General features: G+C 65.5%; 18 protein-coding genes. 11 read left to right on the forward strand and 7 right to left on the reverse strand.

The features are described 5' to 3' along the window. Position 1: 1 nt before the first annotated feature. From NX862_RS18075 to glnT, 3 genes are read left to right on the forward strand one after another with little or no spacing between them, the layout of a single operon-like run. Entirely contained in the window at positions 2–691 is a 690-nt protein-coding gene (locus tag NX862_RS18075) for a GXGXG domain-containing protein (RefSeq protein WP_264495339.1), read from the forward strand. Next, entirely contained in the window at positions 691–2,016 is a 1,326-nt protein-coding gene (locus NX862_RS18080; protein ID WP_264495340.1) for an FMN-binding glutamate synthase family protein, read from the forward strand. Before NX862_RS18075 ends, NX862_RS18080 begins: the two co-directional genes overlap by 1 nt. Positions 2,017–2,076: 60 nt before the next feature. Next, positions 2,077–3,384, forward strand: coding sequence for a type III glutamate--ammonia ligase (gene glnT / locus NX862_RS18085; RefSeq protein WP_264495341.1), 1,308 nt, complete (start codon positions 2,077–2,079; stop codon positions 3,382–3,384). Positions 3,385–3,519: 135 nt separating this feature from the next. Here glnT and NX862_RS18090 read toward each other — a convergent pair whose 3' ends face one another. Together NX862_RS18090 and NX862_RS18095 are read right to left on the reverse strand one after the other, a co-directional pair. Continuing rightward, the gene (locus NX862_RS18090) at positions 3,520–4,170 is read right to left on the reverse strand and encodes a pyridoxamine 5'-phosphate oxidase family protein (RefSeq protein WP_264495342.1); all 651 of its coding nucleotides are present in this window, start codon (positions 4,168–4,170) and stop codon (positions 3,520–3,522) included. A gap of 143 nt (positions 4,171–4,313) precedes the next feature. Continuing rightward, positions 4,314–5,831 carry a D-arabinonate dehydratase gene (locus NX862_RS18095; protein WP_264495343.1) on the reverse strand — a complete coding sequence of 506 codons (1,518 nt, stop codon included), beginning with the start codon at positions 5,829–5,831 and terminating at the stop codon, positions 4,314–4,316. Positions 5,832–5,903: 72 nt separating this feature from the next. Between NX862_RS18095 and NX862_RS18100 the strand changes: the two genes are divergently transcribed. Both NX862_RS18100 and NX862_RS18105 read left to right on the forward strand, forming a co-directional pair. After that, a complete protein-coding gene (locus tag NX862_RS18100) occupies positions 5,904–6,632 on the forward strand; it encodes a GntR family transcriptional regulator (RefSeq protein WP_264495344.1) in 729 nt (242 codons plus the stop codon). After that, positions 6,632–7,597, forward strand: coding sequence for a sugar phosphate isomerase/epimerase family protein (locus tag NX862_RS18105; RefSeq protein WP_264495345.1), 966 nt, complete (start codon positions 6,632–6,634; stop codon positions 7,595–7,597). Before NX862_RS18100 ends, NX862_RS18105 begins: the two co-directional genes overlap by 1 nt. A 318-nt stretch (positions 7,598–7,915) precedes the next feature. Here NX862_RS18105 and NX862_RS18110 read toward each other — a convergent pair whose 3' ends face one another. Both NX862_RS18110 and NX862_RS18115 read right to left on the reverse strand, forming a co-directional pair. Beyond that, positions 7,916–8,743: an amidohydrolase family protein gene (locus NX862_RS18110; protein WP_264495346.1), complete on the reverse strand. Its 828-nt coding sequence runs from the start codon at positions 8,741–8,743 to the stop codon at positions 7,916–7,918. Beyond that, positions 8,740–9,765 carry an aldo/keto reductase gene (locus NX862_RS18115; protein WP_264495371.1) on the reverse strand — a complete coding sequence of 342 codons (1,026 nt, stop codon included), beginning with the start codon at positions 9,763–9,765 and terminating at the stop codon, positions 8,740–8,742. Before NX862_RS18115 ends, NX862_RS18110 begins: the two co-directional genes overlap by 4 nt. Before the next feature lie 50 nt (positions 9,766–9,815). Between NX862_RS18115 and NX862_RS18120 the strand changes: the two genes are divergently transcribed. Genes NX862_RS18120 through NX862_RS18140 form a run of 5 tightly spaced genes read left to right on the forward strand, consistent with a single transcriptional unit; the run spans position 9,816 to position 15,074 of the window. Continuing rightward, a complete protein-coding gene (locus NX862_RS18120; RefSeq protein ID WP_264495347.1) occupies positions 9,816–10,619 on the forward strand; it encodes a BtpA/SgcQ family protein in 804 nt (267 codons plus the stop codon). Next, on the forward strand, positions 10,616–11,701 hold the full coding sequence (locus NX862_RS18125; protein ID WP_264495348.1) for a M42 family metallopeptidase: 1,086 nt from the start codon (positions 10,616–10,618) through the stop codon (positions 11,699–11,701). Before NX862_RS18120 ends, NX862_RS18125 begins: the two co-directional genes overlap by 4 nt. Then, positions 11,695–13,158 carry an FGGY-family carbohydrate kinase gene (locus tag NX862_RS18130; protein ID WP_264495349.1) on the forward strand — a complete coding sequence of 488 codons (1,464 nt, stop codon included), beginning with the start codon at positions 11,695–11,697 and terminating at the stop codon, positions 13,156–13,158. Before NX862_RS18125 ends, NX862_RS18130 begins: the two co-directional genes overlap by 7 nt. Beyond that, positions 13,155–13,901, forward strand: a complete 747-nt coding sequence (locus NX862_RS18135; RefSeq protein ID WP_264495350.1) for a creatininase family protein — start codon at positions 13,155–13,157, stop codon at positions 13,899–13,901. The genes NX862_RS18130 and NX862_RS18135 overlap by 4 nt, the downstream gene beginning before the upstream one ends. A gap of 51 nt (positions 13,902–13,952) precedes the next feature. After that, positions 13,953–15,074 carry an aminotransferase class V-fold PLP-dependent enzyme gene (locus NX862_RS18140; protein WP_264495351.1) on the forward strand — a complete coding sequence of 374 codons (1,122 nt, stop codon included), beginning with the start codon at positions 13,953–13,955 and terminating at the stop codon, positions 15,072–15,074. Positions 15,075–15,303: 229 nt separating this feature from the next. On the opposite strand, the gene NX862_RS18145 is transcribed toward NX862_RS18140, so the two are convergent. Both NX862_RS18145 and NX862_RS18150 read right to left on the reverse strand, forming a co-directional pair. Beyond that, on the reverse strand, positions 15,304–16,497 hold the full coding sequence (locus NX862_RS18145) for a UbiH/UbiF family hydroxylase (protein WP_264495352.1): 1,194 nt from the start codon (positions 16,495–16,497) through the stop codon (positions 15,304–15,306). 100 nt (positions 16,498–16,597) lie between these two features. Beyond that, positions 16,598–17,245 carry a pyrimidine 5'-nucleotidase gene (locus NX862_RS18150; protein WP_264495353.1) on the reverse strand — a complete coding sequence of 216 codons (648 nt, stop codon included), beginning with the start codon at positions 17,243–17,245 and terminating at the stop codon, positions 16,598–16,600. Positions 17,246–17,384: 139 nt separating this feature from the next. Here NX862_RS18150 and NX862_RS18155 point away from each other — a divergent pair, with 139 nt between their 5' ends. Further along, a complete protein-coding gene (locus tag NX862_RS18155; protein ID WP_264495354.1) occupies positions 17,385–18,020 on the forward strand; it encodes a GntR family transcriptional regulator in 636 nt (211 codons plus the stop codon). A 368-nt stretch (positions 18,021–18,388) separates the two neighbouring features. Here the strand turns inward: NX862_RS18155 and NX862_RS18160 are convergent, their stop codons facing one another. Beyond that, a complete protein-coding gene (locus NX862_RS18160) occupies positions 18,389–20,485 on the reverse strand; it encodes a glycosyltransferase (protein ID WP_264495355.1) in 2,097 nt (698 codons plus the stop codon). Positions 20,486–20,585 lie beyond the last annotated feature (100 nt).

Consider the following 20,585-nt stretch of genomic DNA (forward strand, 5'->3'; position numbering starts at 1 on the left):
TTTGCAGACCTTCGACCTTGAGGCAGAGGGCCTGCGCGCCCTGAATTCCTCGCTTCATGCGCTGAAAGGCGCCACCAACATGACCGCATGGGAGGTCATCAATCCCAAGGGCGCCCATGCCATCGCGGCGGGCGTCGATGCGCCGGTCGATATCACGGTGCGGGGGTCCACGGGCTATTACTGCGCGGGCATGAACAAGCAGGCGACGATCCGCATCAAGGGCTCGGCGGGCCCGGGCGTGGCCGAAAACATGATGAGCGGGACGGTGATCATCGACGGCGACGCCAGCCAATATGCCGGCGCCACGGGGCGCGGCGGGTTGTTGGTGATCAAAGGCAATGCGTCGTCGCGCTGCGGGATTTCGATGAAGGGCATCGACATCGTCGTGCATGGCAACATCGGCCACATGTCGTGCTTCATGGCGCAGTCGGGGACCATGGTCGTGCTGGGCGATGCCGGCGACGCGCTCGGCGACTCGCTTTACGAGGCGCGGTTGTTTGTGCGGGGTTCCGTGAAATCCCTTGGTGCCGATTGCATCGAAAAAGAGATGCGGCCAGAGCATCTGGCTTTGCTCGCCGACCTTTTGAAGCGCGGCGAGGCGGACGGCAAGGCGCGCCCCGAAGAGTTCAAGCGCTATGGCTCGGCCCGCAAGCTGTATAACTTCAATATCGACAATGCCGAGGCTTACTGATGAGCGATTTTCCCCATACTCCGCCGAAGCAAAGCTGGACCTTTTCGAACGATGTGAACGCCGAAATCCGCCGGGCCGCGGCCACCGGGATTTACGACATCCGCGGTGGCGGGTCCAAGCGCCGGTTGCCGCATTTTGATGATCTGCTGTTTCTGGGGGCCTCGATCAGCCGTTATCCGCTGGAAGGCTACCGCGAGAAATGCGCGACCGATGTCTGGCTGGGCACGCGGTTCGCCAAGAACCCGATCCATCTGGACATTCCGGTGACGATTGCGGGGATGAGCTTTGGGGCGCTGTCGGGCCCGGCCAAAGAGGCCCTGGGGCGCGGCGCCTCCGCTGCTGGCACCTCGACCACCACGGGCGACGGCGGCATGACCGAGGAGGAGCGCGGCCACTCCAAGACCCTGGTTTATCAATATTTGCCCTCGCGTTACGGGATGAACCCCGATGATCTGCGGCGCTGCGATGCCATCGAAGTCGTCGTGGGGCAGGGTGCAAAACCCGGCGGCGGCGGGATGCTGCTGGGCCAAAAGATCAGCGACCGGGTTGCCAATATGCGCAACCTGCCCAAGGGCATCGACCAGCGTTCCGCCTGCCGTCACCCGGACTGGACGGGCCCGGATGATCTGGAAATCAAGATCCTGGAACTGCGCGAGATCACCAATTGGGAAAAGCCGATTTACATCAAGATCGGCGGCGCGCGGCCCTATTACGACACGGCCTTGGCGGTGAAGGCCGGGGCGGATGTGGTCGTTCTGGACGGGATGCAGGGCGGGACGGCTGCGACGCAAGACGTCTTTATCGAAAACGTCGGGATGCCGATTCTGGCCTGTATCCCGCAAGCGGTGAAGGCGCTGCAAGACCTTGGGATGCACCGCAAAGTGCAGCTGATCGTGTCGGGCGGCATCCGGTCGGGGGCGGATGTGGCCAAGGCCATGGCTTTGGGCGCCGATGCGGTGGCCATCGGCACGGCGGCCTTGATCGCGCTTGGCGACAACGACCCGGCACTTGAGGCCGAATACAACAAGCTCGGCACCACGGCGGGCGCCTATGACGACTGGCACGAGGGGAAAGACCCCGCCGGCATCACGACGCAGGACCCGGCCTTGTTCAGCCGCTTTGACCCCGTGCTGGGGGGCCGCAGGCTCAAGAACTACCTGAAGGTGATGACGCTGGAGGCCCAGACCATCGCGCGCGCCTGCGGCAAGAACCACCTGCACAACCTGGAGCCCGAGGATCTTTGCGCCCTGACCATCGAGGGCGCGGCCATGGCGGGCGTTCCGCTGGCAGGCACCAACTGGATTCCCGGCCGTAACGGGTTCTGACCCATAAGCCGGGGCACGCAGAGGCCCCGGCGCTCATAAAAATCCAACAGGAGTAAGACCATGGCCAGAGACCTGACCAAATGGGCCAAGGAAAAGGGCGTCAAGTATTTCATGATCAGCTATACCGACCTGTTCGGTGGCCAACGCGCCAAGCTGGTTCCGACCCAGGCCATCGCCGAGATGTCACAAGACGGCGCAGGCTTTGCGGGCTTTGCCACCTGGCTTGACCTGACGCCTGCGCATCCCGACATGATGGCCGTCCCCGATCCCGACAGCGCCATCCAGCTGCCCTGGAAGCCCGAAGTCGCCTGGGTCGCCGCCCGCGCCACGATGGAAAACAAGCTTCTGGCCCAAGCCCCCCGCAACGTGCTGGAGCGTCTGATCGGAGAGGCCGCCAAAGAGGGTCTGCGCGTCAAGACCGGCGTCGAGCCCGAATTCTTCCTTCTGACCCCCGAAGGCACCCAGATTTCCGACCCCTATGACACGGCCGAAAAGCCCTGCTACGACCAGCAAGCGGTGATGCGGCGTTACGATGTGATCTCGGAAGTCTGTGATTACATGCTGGAACTTGGCTGGGAGGCCTATCAGAACGACCACGAAGACGCGATCGGCCAGTTCGAGATGAACTGGAAATACGACGACGCCTTGCAGACCGCCGACAAGCACAGCTTCTTTAAATTCATGATGAAATCGGTGGCCGAGAAACACGGTTTCCGCGCGACCTTTATGCCCAAACCCTTCAAGGGCCTGACGGGCTCGGGCTGCCATGCCCATATCTCGGTCTGGACCTTGGACGGCAAGTCGAACGCGTTTTCCGATCCCAGCAAAGAGCTGTCGCTTTCGGATCAGGGCCGCACCTTCCTGGGCGGGATCATGAAACACGCCAGCGCCCTGGCCGCGATCTGCAACCCGACGGTGAACAGCTATAAGCGGATCAACGCGCCGCGGACCTCAAGTGGGGCGACCTGGGCGCCCAATACCGTGACCTGGACCGGCAACAACCGCACCCATATGGTGCGTGTTCCGGGTCCGGGGCGGTTCGAACTGCGCCTGCCCGATGGCGCGGCCAACCCCTATCTGTTGCAAGCCGTCATCATCGCGGCCGGTCTGGACGGCGTGCGCACCAAGGCCGACCCGGGCAAGCGCCATGACATCGACATGTATCAGCAAGGTCACTTGGTGAAGGGCGCGCCGAAGCTGCCCTTGAACCTGCTGGACGCCTTGCGCGAATACGACAAGGACAAGACCTTGAAGGCGATGATGGGCGAGGAATTCTCCTCGGCCTATATCAAGCTGAAGACGCGCGAGTGGAACAGCTATGCAAGCCATTTCTCGGCTTGGGAGCACGAGAACACCCTCGATATCTGACGGCCGGTTTCCCCCGGCCCGTTTCTGCCCCGGCTGTCATGGCCGGGGTTTTTTCATGTGGCTGGCCCCGGAGGGTTTCACACCCTCCGGACCTCCCGTGGAATATTTGGGTCAATGTGAAAGGGAGAGCGGGCGTCAATACATCGAAGTGCTGTAATCGACCTCCAGCTGGGCATCCAGCCGGGCTTGTTCGGCCGCATCCTGGGGCGCGCCGGTGGTCTGATCCAGGATCATCTTGACCAGGGACGGCATCTCGCGGCGGTCCTGGCGGGCCTCCGGGTCCCAGAGGCGAGAGCGGCGAAAGGCCTTGGCGCAGTGCAGGAAGGCTTCTTCGATGGTCACGACGATGGCGACGGTGGGCCTGCGATCATGGACCGAAAGACGCGCCAAAAGCGCCGGGTCGCGGGTGATCCGGGCGCGACCGTTGATCCGAAGCGTGTCGTCGAAGCCCGGGATCATGAACAGCAGGCCAACCGCGGGATTGGCCAGGATGTTGGACAGCGTGTCCAGCCGGTTGTTGCCGGGGCGGTCGGGGATCAGCAAGGTCCGGTCATCCAGGACCTGCACAAAGCCCGGGGCATCGCCGCGCGGGCTGACATCGGCGCGCCCCGTGGCCGATTGCGTGCCAATGGTCAGGAAGGGCGCGCGGGACACAAAGGCCTTTGCATGCGGGTCCAGACCGGGCAGCGCCTTTTGCAGGGCGATGGCATGGGTGGGGGGAAACAGCGCGCGAAGCTCTGCCTCATTGGTCACAACATGGGCGTCTTGCAAATCATCGGTCGTCATGGCCTGCGGTCCTCCTCCGGCTGAATAATTTCAGCGGCTGAAGAATAGGCGCGATATGGCCTTGCGTCCAGTGTCAGGGCGCGGCCAAGCCTTGGCCTGCTGCGCTCTCGTCTCGTTGCGCAGCCCGGGGTAAATCCCGGGGCTTACATCACCGCGCCCATGGCCCAAGGCACGAACTCGGCCCCGCCGAAACCCAGGTCCTCGGATTTCGTCTTGGCACCCGAGGCGGTGGCGATGAAGCTCTCGAAGATCTCGCGGCCCTTTTGTTCCAGCGTCACCCCGGTGATCATGTCGCCCGCGTTGATGTCCATATCCTCGGACATGCGGTCATACATTTCGGTGTTGGTCGCCACCTTGATGCAGGGCACCGGCTTATACCCCGAAACCGACCCGCGCCCGGTGGTGAAGACGATCAGGTTCGACCCCGAGGCCACCTGGCCCGTCACCGAACAGGGGTCATAGCCCGGGCTGTCCATATAGACGAAGCCGCGTTCGGTCACGGGCTCAGCGAATTTGTAAACCTGGGTCAGGGGCGCGGTGCCGCCCTTGGCCACGGCGCCCAGCGACTTTTCAAGGATCGTCGTCAGACCGCCCCGCTTGTTGCCCGGAGAGGGGTTGTTGTCCATTTCTCCCCCCAGTTTCGCGGTGTAATCCTCCCACCACTTGATGCGCGCGACGATCTTCTGGCCGACCTCGGCACTGACCGCACGGCGGGTCAGCAGGTGTTCGGCGCCGTAGATTTCGGGCGTTTCCGACAGGATCGTCGTGCCGCCATGGGCCACCAGCAAATCTGACGCGTGACCCAGCGCCGGGTTGGCCGTGATCCCCGAATAGCCGTCCGAGCCGCCGCATTGCATCCCCACCACCAGATGCTCCAACCCGGCAGGTTTGCGGGCGATCTTGTTCACATCGACCGCCAGTTCGCGCAACATCGCCACGCCGCGTTCCACAGACCGCCGCGTGCCGCCCATGTCCTGAATCGTCATATGGCGGAAATTCCCGTCGCCGCGCAGCTTGTCGGGGCCGACCAGCGAGGCCACCTGCATCACCTCACAGCCGAGGCCCGCCATGATCACCCCGCCAAAGTTCGGGTTGCGCGCCCAGCCCTGAAGCGTGCGGTGCAAGGTCTCATAGCCCTCATCCTTTCCGCTCATCCCGCAGCCCGTGCCATGGACGATGGGGACCACCCCGTCGATATTGGGGAAATCCGCCAGCCAACCGGCCTTTTCCACCGCCTCGGCAATGAACTTCGCGACCGAGCCCGAACAATTGACCGAGGTCAGAATCCCCAGGTAGTTCCGCGTCCCCACCTTGCCGTCAAAGCGGTGATAGCCCTGGAACTCGCGCGCGCCCGCGACCGGCTGGGGGTGATGCTCGCTGGCAAAGGCATAGTCCTGCGTATGCGCCCCCATCCCAAGGTTGTGGGAATGGACATGATCCCCCGGCCCGATCGGCGCCGAAGCCTCGCCGATGATCTGGCCATAGCGGATCACCTTTTCGCCTGTGCCGATTGCGCGCACCGCGATCTTGTGGCCGCGCGGCACGGGGCGGGGCAAAGTAACGGGGGGCAGGGTCGCGCCCTCGACCGCCGTCCCGGCCCCCAGATCGGCAAGCGCAATCACCACATTATCGGCGGGATGCAAGCGGATGAATTGAGCCATCGTGTCACCTCTGGTATCGGGCATTGACTGCGGGCGCTTCCCCGCTAACATGTTAGTATGCTACAGCCGGATATGACCGAACATCAAGACCCAGACGTTCACCTGCCGCCGCGTCGCCCGCTGCGCCCCCTGGAGCAGTTTCAGGGCACCCTGGCGCAGCGGGTCCATGCCTCTTTGCGTGAGGCGATTTTGTCGATGTCCTTGCGCCCCGGGGATATTCTGCGCAAACCCGAGATCTGCGAGACTTTGGGGGTGTCCAGGTCTCCGGTGTCGGAGGCGGTGGCGCGGCTGGCGGTCGAACATCTGGTGCGCATCGTGCCGCAGGCCGGGACCTATGTGGCGCGCTTTTCGCTGGAGGAGGTGCGCGAGGGCGCCTTTCTGCGCGAGGCTTTGGAACTGGCCGCCGTCGAAAAGGTCGCCCGCGAAGTGACCGACGATCAACTGGTTCTGTTGCGCCGCAACCTGCGTCTGCAAGAGGCCCTGGTGGAGGACCTTGATATCGCGGGGTTCTATCAGACCGATGCCGCGATGCATGAACTGATCCTGTCGCTGACCGGCTTTCGCCGCGTGGCCTCTTTGGCCGATTCGGCCTGGGTCCATGTGAACCGGGCGCGGCAACTTTTGCTGCCGGCGCCGGGGCGGGTGCAACAGACCCTGACCGAACACCGCGCCATTTTCGCCGCCATCGAGGCTCGCGACCCAAAGGCCGCCCGCGAGGCCACCCGCGCCCATCTGGGCAAGCTTGTGGGCTTCCTTGAGCCGCTTGCCCTCACCCATCCTGACCTGTTCGAGCCCGATTGATGATCCCCAACAAACCCAGATATGCCGCCCGTCTGAACGCCTTCAAACTTGGGCTGAAGAACCCCACCGCCGCCGATCTTCTGGCGCGGATCGCTCAGGTCCCGGGGATCGGCGCGGCCGATCTGAATTACCCGGACCATTTCGCCCATCACGCGCCCGCCGAAATGGCCCGCGTGATGGAAGGTCATGGCCTGGCGCTGAACGGGCTTGCGATGCGTTATTACACCGATCCGGGCTTTCGGCTGGGCGCCTTCACCAACCCCGACCGCCAAGTGCGTCAGGCGGCGGTCGATCTCACCAAGCGCGGCCTGGATGCCCTGGCCGAAATGGGGGGCAAGGTCATGACGCTGTGGATGGGGCAAGATGGCGTCGATTATGCCTTTCAGGGCGATTACACCGCCATGTGGGAGACGACCTTGGACTGCCTTGCGCAAGTCTGCGACCACAACCCTTCCCTGGATATCTCGTTGGAATACAAGCCGAACGAACCGCGCGCCTTTTCCTTGATGCCCGACCTTGCCAGCAACCTTCTGGCGCTGCGCGAGGTGAACCGGGCGAACACTGGCATCACGCTGGACTTCTGCCATCTGCTGTTCGCCGGAGAGATCCCGGCGCAATCGGCGCAACTGGCGGCGCGCTATTCCCGCATCCTGGGGGTGCATTTGAACGACGGCTACGGCAAGCGCGACGACGGGTTGATGGTCGGCGCGGTCCATCCGATGCAGACCGTGGAACTTTTCATGGAGCTGGACGCCCAGGGCTTTGACGGTGTGATCTATTTCGACACCTTCCCCGATCATGCCGGCCTGGACCCCCAAGCCGAGGCCGCCGCCAATGTCGAGATGACCGACCGCCTGCGCGCTACCGCCCGCAGGCTGGCCGGCAATCCGGCGCTGAGGGCCGCCCGTAAGGCTCAGGACGCGGCCGCAAGTCTGCGGGCGGTGGCGGCAGAGCTTTACCGTTAGGCCGGTCTTGCGCTGAAAGGCGGGGAGGCGCTGCCTCCCCGAGCCCCACCGGGATATTTTTGAAAAGATGAAGCGAAGGGCGCGCCCTCTTTGTGCCCGGTCGCCAGCAATTGCGATGCGAAGATGACCCCAGCCAGCATCTGTTCGTTTCCGGTTGACGGGGGGGGGGGCGGATGCCGTGCCGAACCCTGAAGACCCCCGATCCATAGACGTGAAATCGAGGCACACCGACATCACCGCGCGGCTCTTTGATTTCATCTTTTCATAAATATCCCGGGGGCACGGGGGCAGCGCCCCCGCCGTTCCGCCCATGACCGCTCACAGGTTATAGAACGCCACCGCCGTGCCGCCATAGATCCGCCATTGGTCGGGCAGCGACAGCCGCGCCGTCAGGTGACGCGCGGCACGGAACCAGGCGTCATATTCGCAGCGCAGCCGCACCACCGGCCAATCCGACCCCCACATGATCCTTTGGGGGCCGAATTCCTTCAGGATGTGATCGACGTAAGGATGCAGGCGCTCGACCGACCAGTCGGGGCCGTCTTCGGTCACAAGGGCCGAGAACTTGACGACGGCGCCGGTCTCGCCCGCAAGGCGGCTCATGCCCTCGGCCCAAAAGGCGAACTGGTCGGGATTGCGGATTTCGGGTTTCAGGCAGTGGTCCAGCACGACGCGCAGGTCCGGGTGGCGCTTCAGCAGCGTCAGGAAATTCGCCATATGGCGCGGGTGGCCCAGGGCGTCCAGCGTCAGGTTCAGATCGGCCAGCGCGGCAAAGCCCCAGGCCACATCAGCGCGCAACATCCAATCCGGGTCCGGGATGTCCTGGATCATCGGCCGCACGCCCTTGAACTTCGGATGCTGCGCCAGACGCTCCAGGTGGCGGCGGTCCGAGGGGCTTTCGAAATCCACCCAACCCACCACGCCCTTCACGAAATCCGAGGCATCGGCCAGGCCCAGCATATATTCCGTCTCATGCACCGTCGCCGCCGCCTGCACCAGGACCGTGCCGTCGATCTGGTTTTGCACCAGGTGGCCGACCAGATCCTGAGGCCCATAGACGCGGTCCAGCACCGGGTCTCCTTTCGGCATCCAGTCATGATCGCCCCGCGCGGGGTTCCAGAAATGCTGATGGCTGTCGATGATCATGCGTCCCCCACCGGCGCGTCCTCGCGCAAAAGACCGTTCGATTTCAGGGCGCTCCACAGCGCGCCGGGGATCACCGCCGCCGCTGCCCGCGCATTGGCCTGCACCTGTTCGGGCCCCACGCCGCCCGGGATGACCGACAGAACCGCCGGATGGCACAGCGGAAACTGAAAGGCCGCATCGACCAGCCGCGTGTCATGCGCGGCGCAAATCGCCTCGATCGCGGCGACCCGGGCCAGCACCCAATCCTGCGCCGGATCATAGTTGTAAAAGGCGCCGGGCCGCGCGCCGGTGGCCAGCACGCCCGAGTTATAGGGCCCGCCCACCACGACGCCGATGCCACGACTTGCGCACAGCGGCAGAAAGGACGTCAGCGCCTCTTGCTCCAGCAAAGTATAGCGCCCGGCCAGAAGGAAGATGTCGAAATCCCCCCGCTCGGCCAGCCATTGCGCCGGTTGCCATTCGTTCACCCCCGCACCAAAGGCCCGGATAACGCCTTGATCACGCAGGGACAAAAGTGCTTGGTAGCCGCCCGCCATGAATTCGTCCAGCCGGGCTTGCAGCGCCTCGGGCGTGCCGTGGTTGAACAGGTCCAGATCATGCGCATAAAGGATGTCGATCCGGTCCAGCCCGGTGCGTTCCAGGCTGAACTCCAGCGACCGCATCGTGCCATCATAGCTGTAATCATAGCGCTCGCGCCGCGCTGGAACCCCGAACCACTTGCCCAGGCCGTCGCGGGTCTCGGGCGTGGTGGGCGTCAAAAGCCGGCCGATCTTGGACGACACCAGCGCCACCTTACCCCGTAAGGCACGGTTCAGCCGGGTTTCGGACAGGCCAAGCCCATACAGTGGCGCCGTGTCGTAATAGCGTATCCCCGCCTCCCAGGCGGCGGCAAAGGTCGCGTCCGCTTCCGCCTCGGACACGGGGCGGTAAAGCCCGGCAATCGGGGCCGCGCCAAAGCCCAATTCAGTGAAAGTGAGCGCGCCGCGCCCGCCTCGGTCCCACGTTCTTGTCTTCATGGACAGCCTCCCCTGATATGACTAACATGTCAGTGACTCAGATGTCAGGGGGGGATATGCAAAATTTCGCGCGGGTTTTCGGGGCGAGTAAACCGGTCATCGCCATGGTTCATCTGGGGGCGCTGCCGGGCTCGCCCTTGTATGACGCGGAGGCGGGCATCGAGGGTCTGGTGCAGGGCGCGCGGGCCGATCTGGCCGCGCTGCAGGCGGCGGGTTTCGATGCCGTGATGTTTGGCAACGAGAACGACCGGCCCTATGAGTTTCAGGTCGATACGGCATCGACGGCGACGATGGCTTGGGTGATCGGGCAGCTGCGGGGCGAAATCGCGGTGCCCTTTGGCGTCAATGTGCTGTGGGACCCGATGGCCTCGGTGGCGCTGGCGGCGGCGACCGGGGCGGCCTTTGTGCGCGAGATTTTCACCGGGACCTATGCGTCGGACATGGGGCCCTGGACGCCCAATGCGGGGGCTGCGATGCGTTATCGCAACCGGTTGGGGCGGCGCGACCTGGCGATGCTGTATAACGTCAGCGCCGAGTTTGCCGACAGCCTGGACCGGCGGCCTTTGGCGGATCGGGCGCGCTCGGCGGTGTTTTCCTCGGTGCCGGATGCGGTGCTGGTGTCCGGCGCGATCACCGGAGAGGCCGCGCGGATGGAAGATCTGGAGGCGGTCAAGCGCGCCTTGCCCGAAACCCCGGTGCTGGCGAACACCGGGGTGAAACATGCGACCGTGGCCGATGTGCTGGCGGTGGCGGATGGCTGTATCGTAGGCTCGGCGTTGAAGGTCGACGGGCATACGTGGAACGCGGTCGATCCGGATCGGGCGATGGATTTCATGGCCCGCGTCAGGAGCCTGCGGTGAGGTCGCGTCTGCGCGAGGCCCTGCGGGCGCTGATGCTGATCCCGGGGCTTTCGGGGCATGAAGAGCCGGTGGCCTTGTGGATCAGGGCGCGGCTTGAGGCCTTGGGTCTGGCCTCGCGGACGGACCGGCTTGGCAACCTGATCGTGACGATTCCGGGTGATATGTCAAAGCCTTCCGTGCTGATCTTCACCCATATGGATCAGCTGGGCTTCGTGGTCCGCAAGATCGAGGCCGATGGGCTGATCCGCGTCGAACGGCTGGGTGGCGTGTCGGAACGCGCGATGGCCGCGCAAGAGGTGGTTCTTTCCGGGACGCGGGGGCCGGTGCCCGGGGTGATCCTGAACAAGGCGCATCACGCGACGACGGCAGAGGAGAAATACCGCGTCCTGACCACGCCGGAAATCCGCATCGACACCGGGCATGGGTCAAAGGCCGCGGTCGAGGCGGCAGGCCTGCGGATCGGCACGCCCGTCACCTATGCGGGCCGCGTGATCGAGCTGGCGGGGGAACGCATCGCCGGGACCTCGGTCGACGACCGGGCGGGCTGTGCGGTGCTGTTGGAGCTGGCTGCGGCGCGGGTGGGCAAGCCGGGTCCGACGCTGCATCTGGTCTGGTCGGTGCAAGAGGAATTCAACCTGCGCGGCGCGGTGGTCGCCGCCCAAAATCTGATGCCTGACATAGCCTTGCAGGTCGATCTTATGTTGGCGACTGACACGCCCGACATGGCGGACCGCGGCGAGATGGTGCTGGGCGGCGGGCCGGGGATCAGCCTCTATTCCTTTCACGGGCGCGGGACCCTGAACGGGGTCATCCCCCATCCCGCCGTGGTGGCGCTGGTCGAACAGGCGGCCGCGGCGCGGGGCTTGCCCCTGCAACGCTCGGCCCAGGTGGGGGTTCTGACCGACCTGTCCTATGTGCAGCTTTTGGGCGACGGCGTGGCCAGCCTGGATGTGGGCTTTCCGATGCGGGGATCACACTCGACGGTAGAGTGTTGCGATATCAGCGACTTGGAGGCTCTTGTTCACCTGCTGGATGCGACGCTGGATGATATTCCCCCGGGCATGAGGTTGGACAGATGCTGACCCTTGGCATCGACATCGGGACCTTTGAATCCAAGGGCGTTCTGGTCGATGAAAGGGGCCGCGTGGTGGCCGAGGCGCATCGGCCCCATAAGATGATCGTGCCCCGGCCCGGTTGGGCGGAACACCGCGCCATTCAGGACTGGTGGGACGATTTAACGTTCCTGACCAAGGCGTTGTTGGCCAAAGCTGATGTGAAACCGTCACAGGTCGCGGCCGTGGCCTGTTCCGCCATCGGGCCTTGCATGTTGCCCCTGGACCGCGACGGCCAACCCCTGATGAACGCCGTGCTTTACGGTGTCGACACCCGCGCCAGCGCCGAAATCGCCCAGCTGAACGCCCAGCTTTCCGAACCCGCCATCCTGGCCCATTGCGGCAATGCCCTGACCTCTCAGGCGGTGGGGCCCAAGATCCTGTGGCTGCGCCATCAGCGGCCCGACATCTGGGAAAAGACTGACAGGATAACGACTTCGACGTCATACCTGACATGGCGTCTGACCGGAGAACATGTCATCGACCACTATACGGCGGCCAATTTCGCGCCGCTGTATGACATCACCGCTCAGACTTGGAACCCTTTGGGTGATATCTGCCCGCCCCATATGCTGCCACGTCTGATGTGGGCCCAAGAGATCGCGGGCCATATCACGCCCCAGGCCGCGACCGAGACCGGGCTTGCGCCGGGCACTCCGGTTCTGTGCGGCACGATTGACGCCGCGGCCGAGGCGGTTTCGGTCGGCGTGGCCGCGCCTGGTCAGATGATGATGATGTATGGCTCCACGGTTTTCACCATTCAGGTCACGGCAAACCGCCAAGCCGACCCGCGGCTGTGGCACGCGCCTTGGCTTTATCCCGGCACCCATGCGGTCATGGCGGGGCTGGCCACCAGTGGCACGCTGACCCATTGGTTTCGCGACCATTTCGCCCGTGACTTGGACCCCGCCACGGCCTTTGCCACCCTGACCGCCGAGGCCGCCCAAAGCCCGAAAGGCGCCAAGGGGCTGATCTGCCTGCCCTATTTCTCGGGTGAGCGGGTGCCATTGCATGACCCCCAGGCGCGGGGCGTCTTCTTTGGCCTGAACCTGACGCATGGCCGCGGCGACCTTTACCGCGCGGTGCTGGAGGGGATCGCCGCCGCTACCGCCCAGGTGGTCGAGGCCCATGGCGCGGCGCGTCCGCAGGTTCTGCGCGCGGTTGGGGGTGGCACGCGCAACCCGGTCTGGCTGCAGGCGACCTCGGACCTGACGGGGCTGGCGCAAGAGGTGACGTCGGTGACGCTGGGGGCCTCGTATGGCGATGCCTGGATGGCGGCGCGGGCCCTGGGGGCGGCGCCGGACATCACCGCCTGGAACCCGGTTGAACGCCGCATCCTGCCCGAGCGCGTCACGGCCTATGACCGGCAATACCCGATCTTTCAGGCGCTTTACGCCCGGACCCGCGACCTGATGGCCGCATTATGAGATACGAGCTTTGCACCCCGCATCAGTTGCGCCGGGCGCAGGCGGAAAACCTGCCCCTGGTCGTGGCGCTTGGCGTGCAGGAATATCACGGCGAGCATCTGCCCCTGGGCGTCGATCTGCTGGCCGTCACGCGCTGCCTGGACCTGCTGGAGGCCGCTTCGCCGGACCGCATGATCCTTCTGCCGGCCTTTGCCTATGGTGCGGCCAGCCATGCCGTTGCGGGACCTGACAGCTTTACCCTGCACCTGCCGACCCAGGCCTTCCAACCCCTTGCCGAGGCGCTGTTTTCCGCGCTTTTGCGGGCGGGGTTTCGGAACATCCATGGCGTGATCCACCATCAGACCGAGAATTTCGCCCAAGGGATGCCGACCGACCTGACCTTTCGTCTGGCCGCGCGCAATGCGGTCTTTGCCCATCAGGAGGCGACGCGCGGGCCGGGCTGGTGGGGCGCGCAGGGCATGGAGGCTTATTACGCCGACCACGCAAGGGGCGAAAACCCGTTCAACTGGGTGCAGATCCATCCTCTGATGCCTGCGGAAGTGGCCGAGCATTTCCCCTTTGACCATGCCGGCGAGGGCGAGACCGCCTTGATGCTGGCCCTGGCGCCGGAGACGGTGGAGACTGCGCGGATGGCCGACAACCGCGCCTGGTTCACCGCCACGGCCCCGCGGGCCACGGCCGCACAGGGGGCGGCGGGGGTCGCGGTCATCCTGTCGCATCTGCGGCGGCTTTTGGACCTTTAGGGGTGCAAGGCGGCGGGCTTGGCGCTATCTTGGCCGAAAAGGGAGGACGCGATGAAACTGCCGCATGACCATATCGACCCCGAGGGGCTTCAGGAATTTTCGGTCGTCTTCACCGACCGCAGTTTGAACCATATGTCGGCGCGGTTTCAGGGCGTGATGCGCGGGCTGTCGGCGGGGCTGAAAGAGGTCTATGGCGCCAGCGCCCTTGCCCTGGTGCCGGGCGGCGGGACCTATGGGATGGAGGCCGTGGCGCGGCAGTTCGGACGCGGCCGGGCCCTGGTGGTGCGCAACGGCTGGTTCTCGTATCGGTGGAGCCAGATTTTCGACGCCATGGGCGCGGGCGATGTGACGGTAATCATGGCGCGCGCGGCAGGCAACACCCCGGTGGCCAGTTTCGCGCCGCCCCCCGTGGCAGAGGTCGTGGCCAAGATCCGCGAGACAAGGCCAGAGGCGGTCTTTGCCCCCCATGTCGAGACCAGTTCCGGGATCATCCTGCCCGACGCCTATATCGCGGAAGTGGCGGCGGCGGCGCATGAGGTCGGCGCGCTGATGGTGCTGGATTGCATCGCCAGCGGCTGTGTCTGGGTCGATATGGGCGCGCTGGGGGTCGATGTGCTGATCTCGGCGCCGCAAAAGGGCTGGTCGGCCTCGCCTGCGGTGGGGGTGGTGATGCTGGGGCCGCGGGCGGAAGAGCGGCTGGGGGCCACCACATCCAACTCTTTTGCGCTGGACCTGAAGAAGTGGCGCGCGATCATGGAGGCCTATGAGAAGGGCGGCCATGCCTATCATGCCACCCTGCCGACCGACGCGATCCTGGCCTTTGCCGCGGCCTTTGACGAGACGCGGGCCATGGGATTTGCCACGGCCAAGGCGGCGCAATGGGAGCTTGGGACCCGCGTGCGCGAGATGCTGGAGGCGAAGGGCGTGGTCTCGGTCGCGGCAGAGGGCTTCAAGGCGCCGGGGGTGGTGGTCAGTTTCACCGCCGATCCGGAGGTGCAAAACGGCGCGAAGTTCCGCGCCTTGGGCTATCAGATCGCGGCGGGCGTGCCCTTGCAGATCGGTGAGGGGGAGGCGTTCCGGACCTTTCGGCTGGGGCTGTTCGGGTTGGACAAGCTGGCGGATGTGGGGGCAACGGTCGATCGGCTGCGGCTGGCGCTGGACGGGGTGCTGTAGCCGGTCAGCGGCCTGCGGGCTGGCGCCCTTGTCGCTGACCGGCGGACGCCGGGGGCTGCCGCCCCCGGACCCCCGCTTCAAAGGGGCCACGGCCCCCTTGAAAATCCCCGTGGTTTTTGAAGCCCGCGCTTTAGGTGGCCCGTGCCTTTTTAGAAGCCCGTGCCTTTTCCAAGTTCGTCCGATATCCGCAAACTCGGTCTTTTACCGGGCCATGTCGGATATCCAGGCCTCAGCCGAGACCCAGGCCGGCTTTCATCAGCGTGCGGCGGATGGGGGTGATGGCGTGAAGCGCGCCAAGGCCGAGGGCGCGCAGGTTGCGCAACGGCTGCGCTTCGGCCATCGAGGCGCGGTTCAAGGCGTCGATCCCCAAGGCGCGGGCCGTGACATCGGTGTGGCGCCGGCGGTGATAGGCCTGCAGCATCGCCGCATCGCCCAGTGTCTCTGGTGAGGCCTGGGCCAGGTTCAACAGGCAGGTAAGGTCCGCAAGGCTCATGTTCAACCCCTGCGCGCCGATGGGCGGCAGGACATGGGCGGCCTCGGCCATCAGGGCCAGACGCTCACCGGACATGCGATGCGCCCATTGCGTGATGATCGGCCAGGTCGCGCGCGGACTGACAAGCCGCAGGGGCCCCATGACGCCGCAGGACCGGGCGTTCAGCGCCTCCTGAAAGGCGGCTTCGGGCAGGGTGGCCAGGCGCAGCGCCTCGGGGGCGCGCTCCATCCAGACCACGGCCGAGGCGGGGCGGCCCTGGTGATCGGGCAGCGGCACCAGGGTGAAGGGGCCACCCGTGCGGTGGATCTCGGTCGAGATATTGTCATGCGGGGCGTCGTGGGTGACGGCGCAGACCACGGCCTTTTGCCCGTAGCGGATGGTTTTCACGCCAATCCCCGCGGCCTGGCGCATGGTCGAGTTGCGGCCATCGGCGCCAATCACCAGTTTCGCCGTCATCTGGGTGCCGTCCGACAGGGTCACGCGGGCCTCGGTGTCGCGGGTGGTCAGGGCGGTTGTGGCAAGGCCTGACCGGAAGGTCACATTGGGCAGGTCGGCCAGCCGCGCCACCATCTCGCGGCGTAAAATCCAGTTCGGCAGGTTATAGCCAAAGGGCTGGTCCGAGATCTCGGCGGCCACGAAGTCGCGGGTCATGCGGGGGATGGGCTCTGGCCCGCCGGCGTCGACGATGCGCATGATCTGCAGGGCGGCGGCGAAGGGTTCAAGGCGGCTCCAGAGGCCGGCTTCGGCCAGAAGATGCAGCGCGGGGGTCAGGAAAGCCGTCGTGCGCAGGTCGGCGCCGGGGGTGGCAAGGTCGGTCACAGGGGGCGTGGGTTCAACCAGAGTGACGCGAAAGCCCCTTGTGCCAAAGGCCGCGGCCGCGGTCAGGCCCGCGACCCCGCCGCCGGAAATCAGGATGTCGGTGTCATGCATCTGCGCCTCCCTCATCTGCGCCTGTGTATGGGCAACCTAGCGCGGAAGCGGCGCGGGGCAAAGGCCGCGGGCTTGGGCAAATCGTCTCAGGTTGGGCGGGTCAGGTTGCGTGGGTCAGCCGGGCAAGAAAGGCCGCGAGGTCGTCGGTGTGGTGATGGATATGCAGGCCCTGCACCGGTTTGGGCGCGACATGGACGGTGCGCATCCCCATGTGATGCGGGGCCAGAAGGTTGCGCGGGTCATCTTCGAACATGGCGGCGCGGGTGGGGTCGATGCCGTCCTGGGCAAAGATCGCCTCAAAGGCCTTGGCCTCGGGCTTTGGCAGAAATCCTGCGCTTTCAATGCCATAGATCGCATCGAACAGACCTGTAAGGCCGCGGGCATCCAGCACCCTTACGGCGTAGGGGATGCAGGCATTGGTATAGACCACGCGCCGCCCGGGGAGTTTGGCAAGCGCCTGGGCCAAGGCAGGATCGGCGGGCAGGCCCGAGAAGTCGATGTCATGGACCTCGGTCAGATAGGGGCCGGGGTCGATCTGGTGTTCGCGCATCAGGCCCGAAAGCGTCGTGCCGTAGCTGTCCCAGTAATGGCGGCGCAGGCGGTCGGCCTCGGTCCGGCCGACATTCAGCGCACGCATGACCCAATCGGTCATCTTGACCTCGATCTGGTCAAAAAGCCGGTGCTGCGGCGGGTAAAGCGTGTTGTCGAGGTCGAAGACCCAGGTCGTGATGTGGGAAAAATCGCGCATGGGGGGAAGCGGTAACGGATTGGGCGCAGGCTGGAAAGGGGCTTGGGCGGTTTCGCGGGCAATCTGGCGGCCTTGCGCAGAGTGGCGGCGGTTGCCTGGGGGCGGATCAGGGCTTAGGGTGACGCAAAAAGGGGGCGAGATGGCCAAGGATGCCTATACGCTGATCCTCGAGGCGATCGAGGGGGGGCTTTATCACCCGGGCGACCGGCTGGTCGAATCGGAGCTGGCAGAGCGGTTTGGCGTCAGCCGGACGCCGGTGCGCGAGGCGCTGCAGAGGCTGGAGACGCAGGCCATGGTAACGCGGGATGGCCGCAGCCTGATCGTGGCCTCGCTGGATCACAATCAGCTGGCGGAACTTTATGCGGTGCGCACCGAGTTGGAGGGGCTGGCCGCAAGATTGGCCGCACGTCATGCGACAGACGAAGAGGTGCGGGTGTTGCGGTCGATGGTCGAAGAGGACCGCGGCCGTGTGGGGGGCGATCCGCGGGAACTGTCGCGGGCCAACAAGCGCTTTCACCGGCTGATCCATCTGGCGAGCCACAACCGGTTCCTGGTGCAGCAGCTGGACCTTGTGCATCGGTCGATGGCCTTGATGGCCACGACCTCTTTTGCGGCCGAGGGGCGGGATGGGGTGGCGATCGGCGAGCATGACCGGATCGTGGCGGCCCTCGAGGCGCGGGACGGCGAGGCGGCCTATCAGGCGTTGCGGATGCATATCTCGAAGGCCTACGAGACGCGGCTTCGGGTCGATGCGGGGGAGTTGAAACTGCGCTAGCAGTCCGCCAGGCTTCGGATTTTTCGAAGAAAAATCCGCCCCCTGTCGGAGTGGCCGATTTTTTCTGCGAAAAAATCGGCGGCTCTGACACTTGGAGGCGTCATTTGCCGGAGCGGGTCCCATCGCTAGCGGATTTTCGAAGAAAATCCGCTAGCGATGGGAGGGGGCCGATCTTGCCTGCGGCAAGATCGGCCCGGCTGGTGCAGGCGGAGGCTGCGCTTGGGGGCAAAGGGAGGCAGCACAACATTCTTGGCGGTTTGCAGCCCCTCGGGTTAGGAGCCCGCCGGATTAGCAGCCCGCCGGATTGGCAGCTCGCCGGATTGGCAGCCCGTCGGGTTCCCAGCCCCTCGGGCTCGCAGCCGCATCAGTCAGTGGAAGGCGCCGTGGGTGGTCTTGTCCCAGTAGAAGGGCTTGTGCAGCATCTCCCAGGCGGCCTTGTAGGCGGCGAAGGTTTGCAGCGGGAAATAGGCTGACAGCGTCGGCACCCAAAGCACCGACAGCTTTTGCCCCGACCGCTTCAGGCCCAGGATGCCGATGGCGATGTTCAAGGCCTCACAGCCCATGAAGATCGCGGTCAGCGCATTGGTTGCCCCCGTGTCCAGCCAGGGCGAAACCGGATGCGGCAGGCCCGCCATCAAAAGCCACATCCCCCATAAGAGCGGCGCAAACAACGCCTGGCTGAGAGAGCCCAGGAACAGCACCTGAAAGCCCACAAAAGCCTTGAACCCCAGGTCCTTATACAGCCGCACCGGGTCGCGCATATGGGTGATCCAGGTCATCATATAGCCCTTGATCCAGCGCGAGCGTTGCTTGACCCAAGGCAGCCCGTGGCAATTGGCCTCCTCCAGCGTGGTCGAGGCGAGGATCTCGGTCCGGTAGCCGCGCCGCGCCAGACGCATCCCCAGATCGGCGTCCTCGGTCACATTCCAGGCATCCCAGCCGCCCAGCCGCTCCAGGATCTCGCGGCGAAAGAACAGCGTCGTGCCACCCAGCGGCAGGGGCATCCCCAACCGTTCAAGCCCCGGCAGGATCACGCGGAACCAACCGGCATATTCGATGGTGAAGCAACGGGCGAGCCAGTTTTTCCCCGGGTTATAGAAGTCCAAAGCGCCTTGCAGGCAGGCGACCTCGGGGCGCGCCCCCGCGAAATGCGCCACGACGCGGCGGATTTGCTGCGGGTCGGGCATGTCCTCGGCGTCATAGACCCCGATGATCTGGCCCCGGCACTGCGTCAGCCCATGGTTCAGCGCGCGGGGCTTGGTCTTGACCCGGCCCCCCGGCACCACGACGACCCGCATCCAGCCCGGCAGATCGGCCCGGGCCAGCGCCTTGCGGGTCATCTGATCCTCTTCCTCGACGACAAGGCAGATGTCGAGCAGATCGCGCGGGTAATCCAGCTTGCCCAGCCGCGCGACCAGCCGCGAGGCGATGTCGCTTTCGCGGTAAAGCGCCACCATGACCGAGACGACCGGCAACCGCGCCAAGGTCGCGGGCGTGGCGCGTTGGATCGGATGCAGCGAGGCGAAAAAGGCTGCCACTTTCATCGCCGTGGCACAGACGAGGGTAAAAACCGCCCAGAGCGTCAACGCCGCCAGGATCGGTTGCACGAACAACAGCGCCACCGCGCCCGCCACGGCCAGAACCCGCAGCGTGGTGCGGCTGGCCTTGCGATAGCTGCGGCAGCTGTCGTCCAGCGCCACCATGGTTTCGGCCGAATGGGCCAGCGCCGTGCCGCGGGCGGACAGAAGCGCGGCCTCGATCCGGGTGGCGGGGGCAAGCGCGGGCAGAATGGGGCCAAAGACCGCCTGCAGCCGGGGCGCAAGGCGCGCAAAGCTGTCGGGATCGGCCGCGGCCACCAGGGTCGCGCCGCCGATCTGGCGCAGCGGCAGGATGCGTTCGGCCAGGCAGAAGCCCGCGTCCAACTGGTCGATCAGCCGCGGGTCCGGCGTCAGGTTGGCGCCGGCAGGCCCGATGCCGGTCAGGCGGTGGAGCGCTGCAAAAAGCGGCTCTTCCTGAGCCAGGCCCTGATCCAGAAGCAGGTCCACAAGGCGCCCGCCGGGACGTTCCGAAAGCCGCGCGAGGCCCTGCAACAGCGCATGGGGCGCAATCGCCCCCTCACGCAAAAGCCGCATGGCCAGGCGCTGATCGGCCTCGGGGACCTCGCGCGGGGTCGCGGGGTAACTTGCAGGGGAACTCTCGGCCCCAAAGGCCGCGGGGTCATGGACAAAAGGGCGGAGGGGGCCCCCCAGATGCGCGCCGCCAAGCCCCGGGTCGCGCACCTGGATCGGCCCGCCAGTGCCGCCCACGGGGCCGCCGACGGGGCCGCCGAACTGACCACGCAGCCCCACGGGCCCCCCGACATGCCCGCCCAACAGGCCGCCGCCCACCGGTCCGCCCTTTGCGGCTTCGCGATAAAGCGGCTGGACTTCGGTCCCCTGAGGCAGCGTGCGCAACGTGGCGGTCATGTCATTTCCATCCTTGCGGCGGGACCTTCTGGTCCTGCTCATGGGCCAAAGATCGGCCAAGGCTGGTTAATGGCGACTTAACGATGCGGGCGCGGCAGGG

It is taken from the genome of Stagnihabitans lacustris, assembly GCF_025950525.1.
Taxonomy (GTDB): domain Bacteria; phylum Pseudomonadota; class Alphaproteobacteria; order Rhodobacterales; family Rhodobacteraceae; genus Stagnihabitans.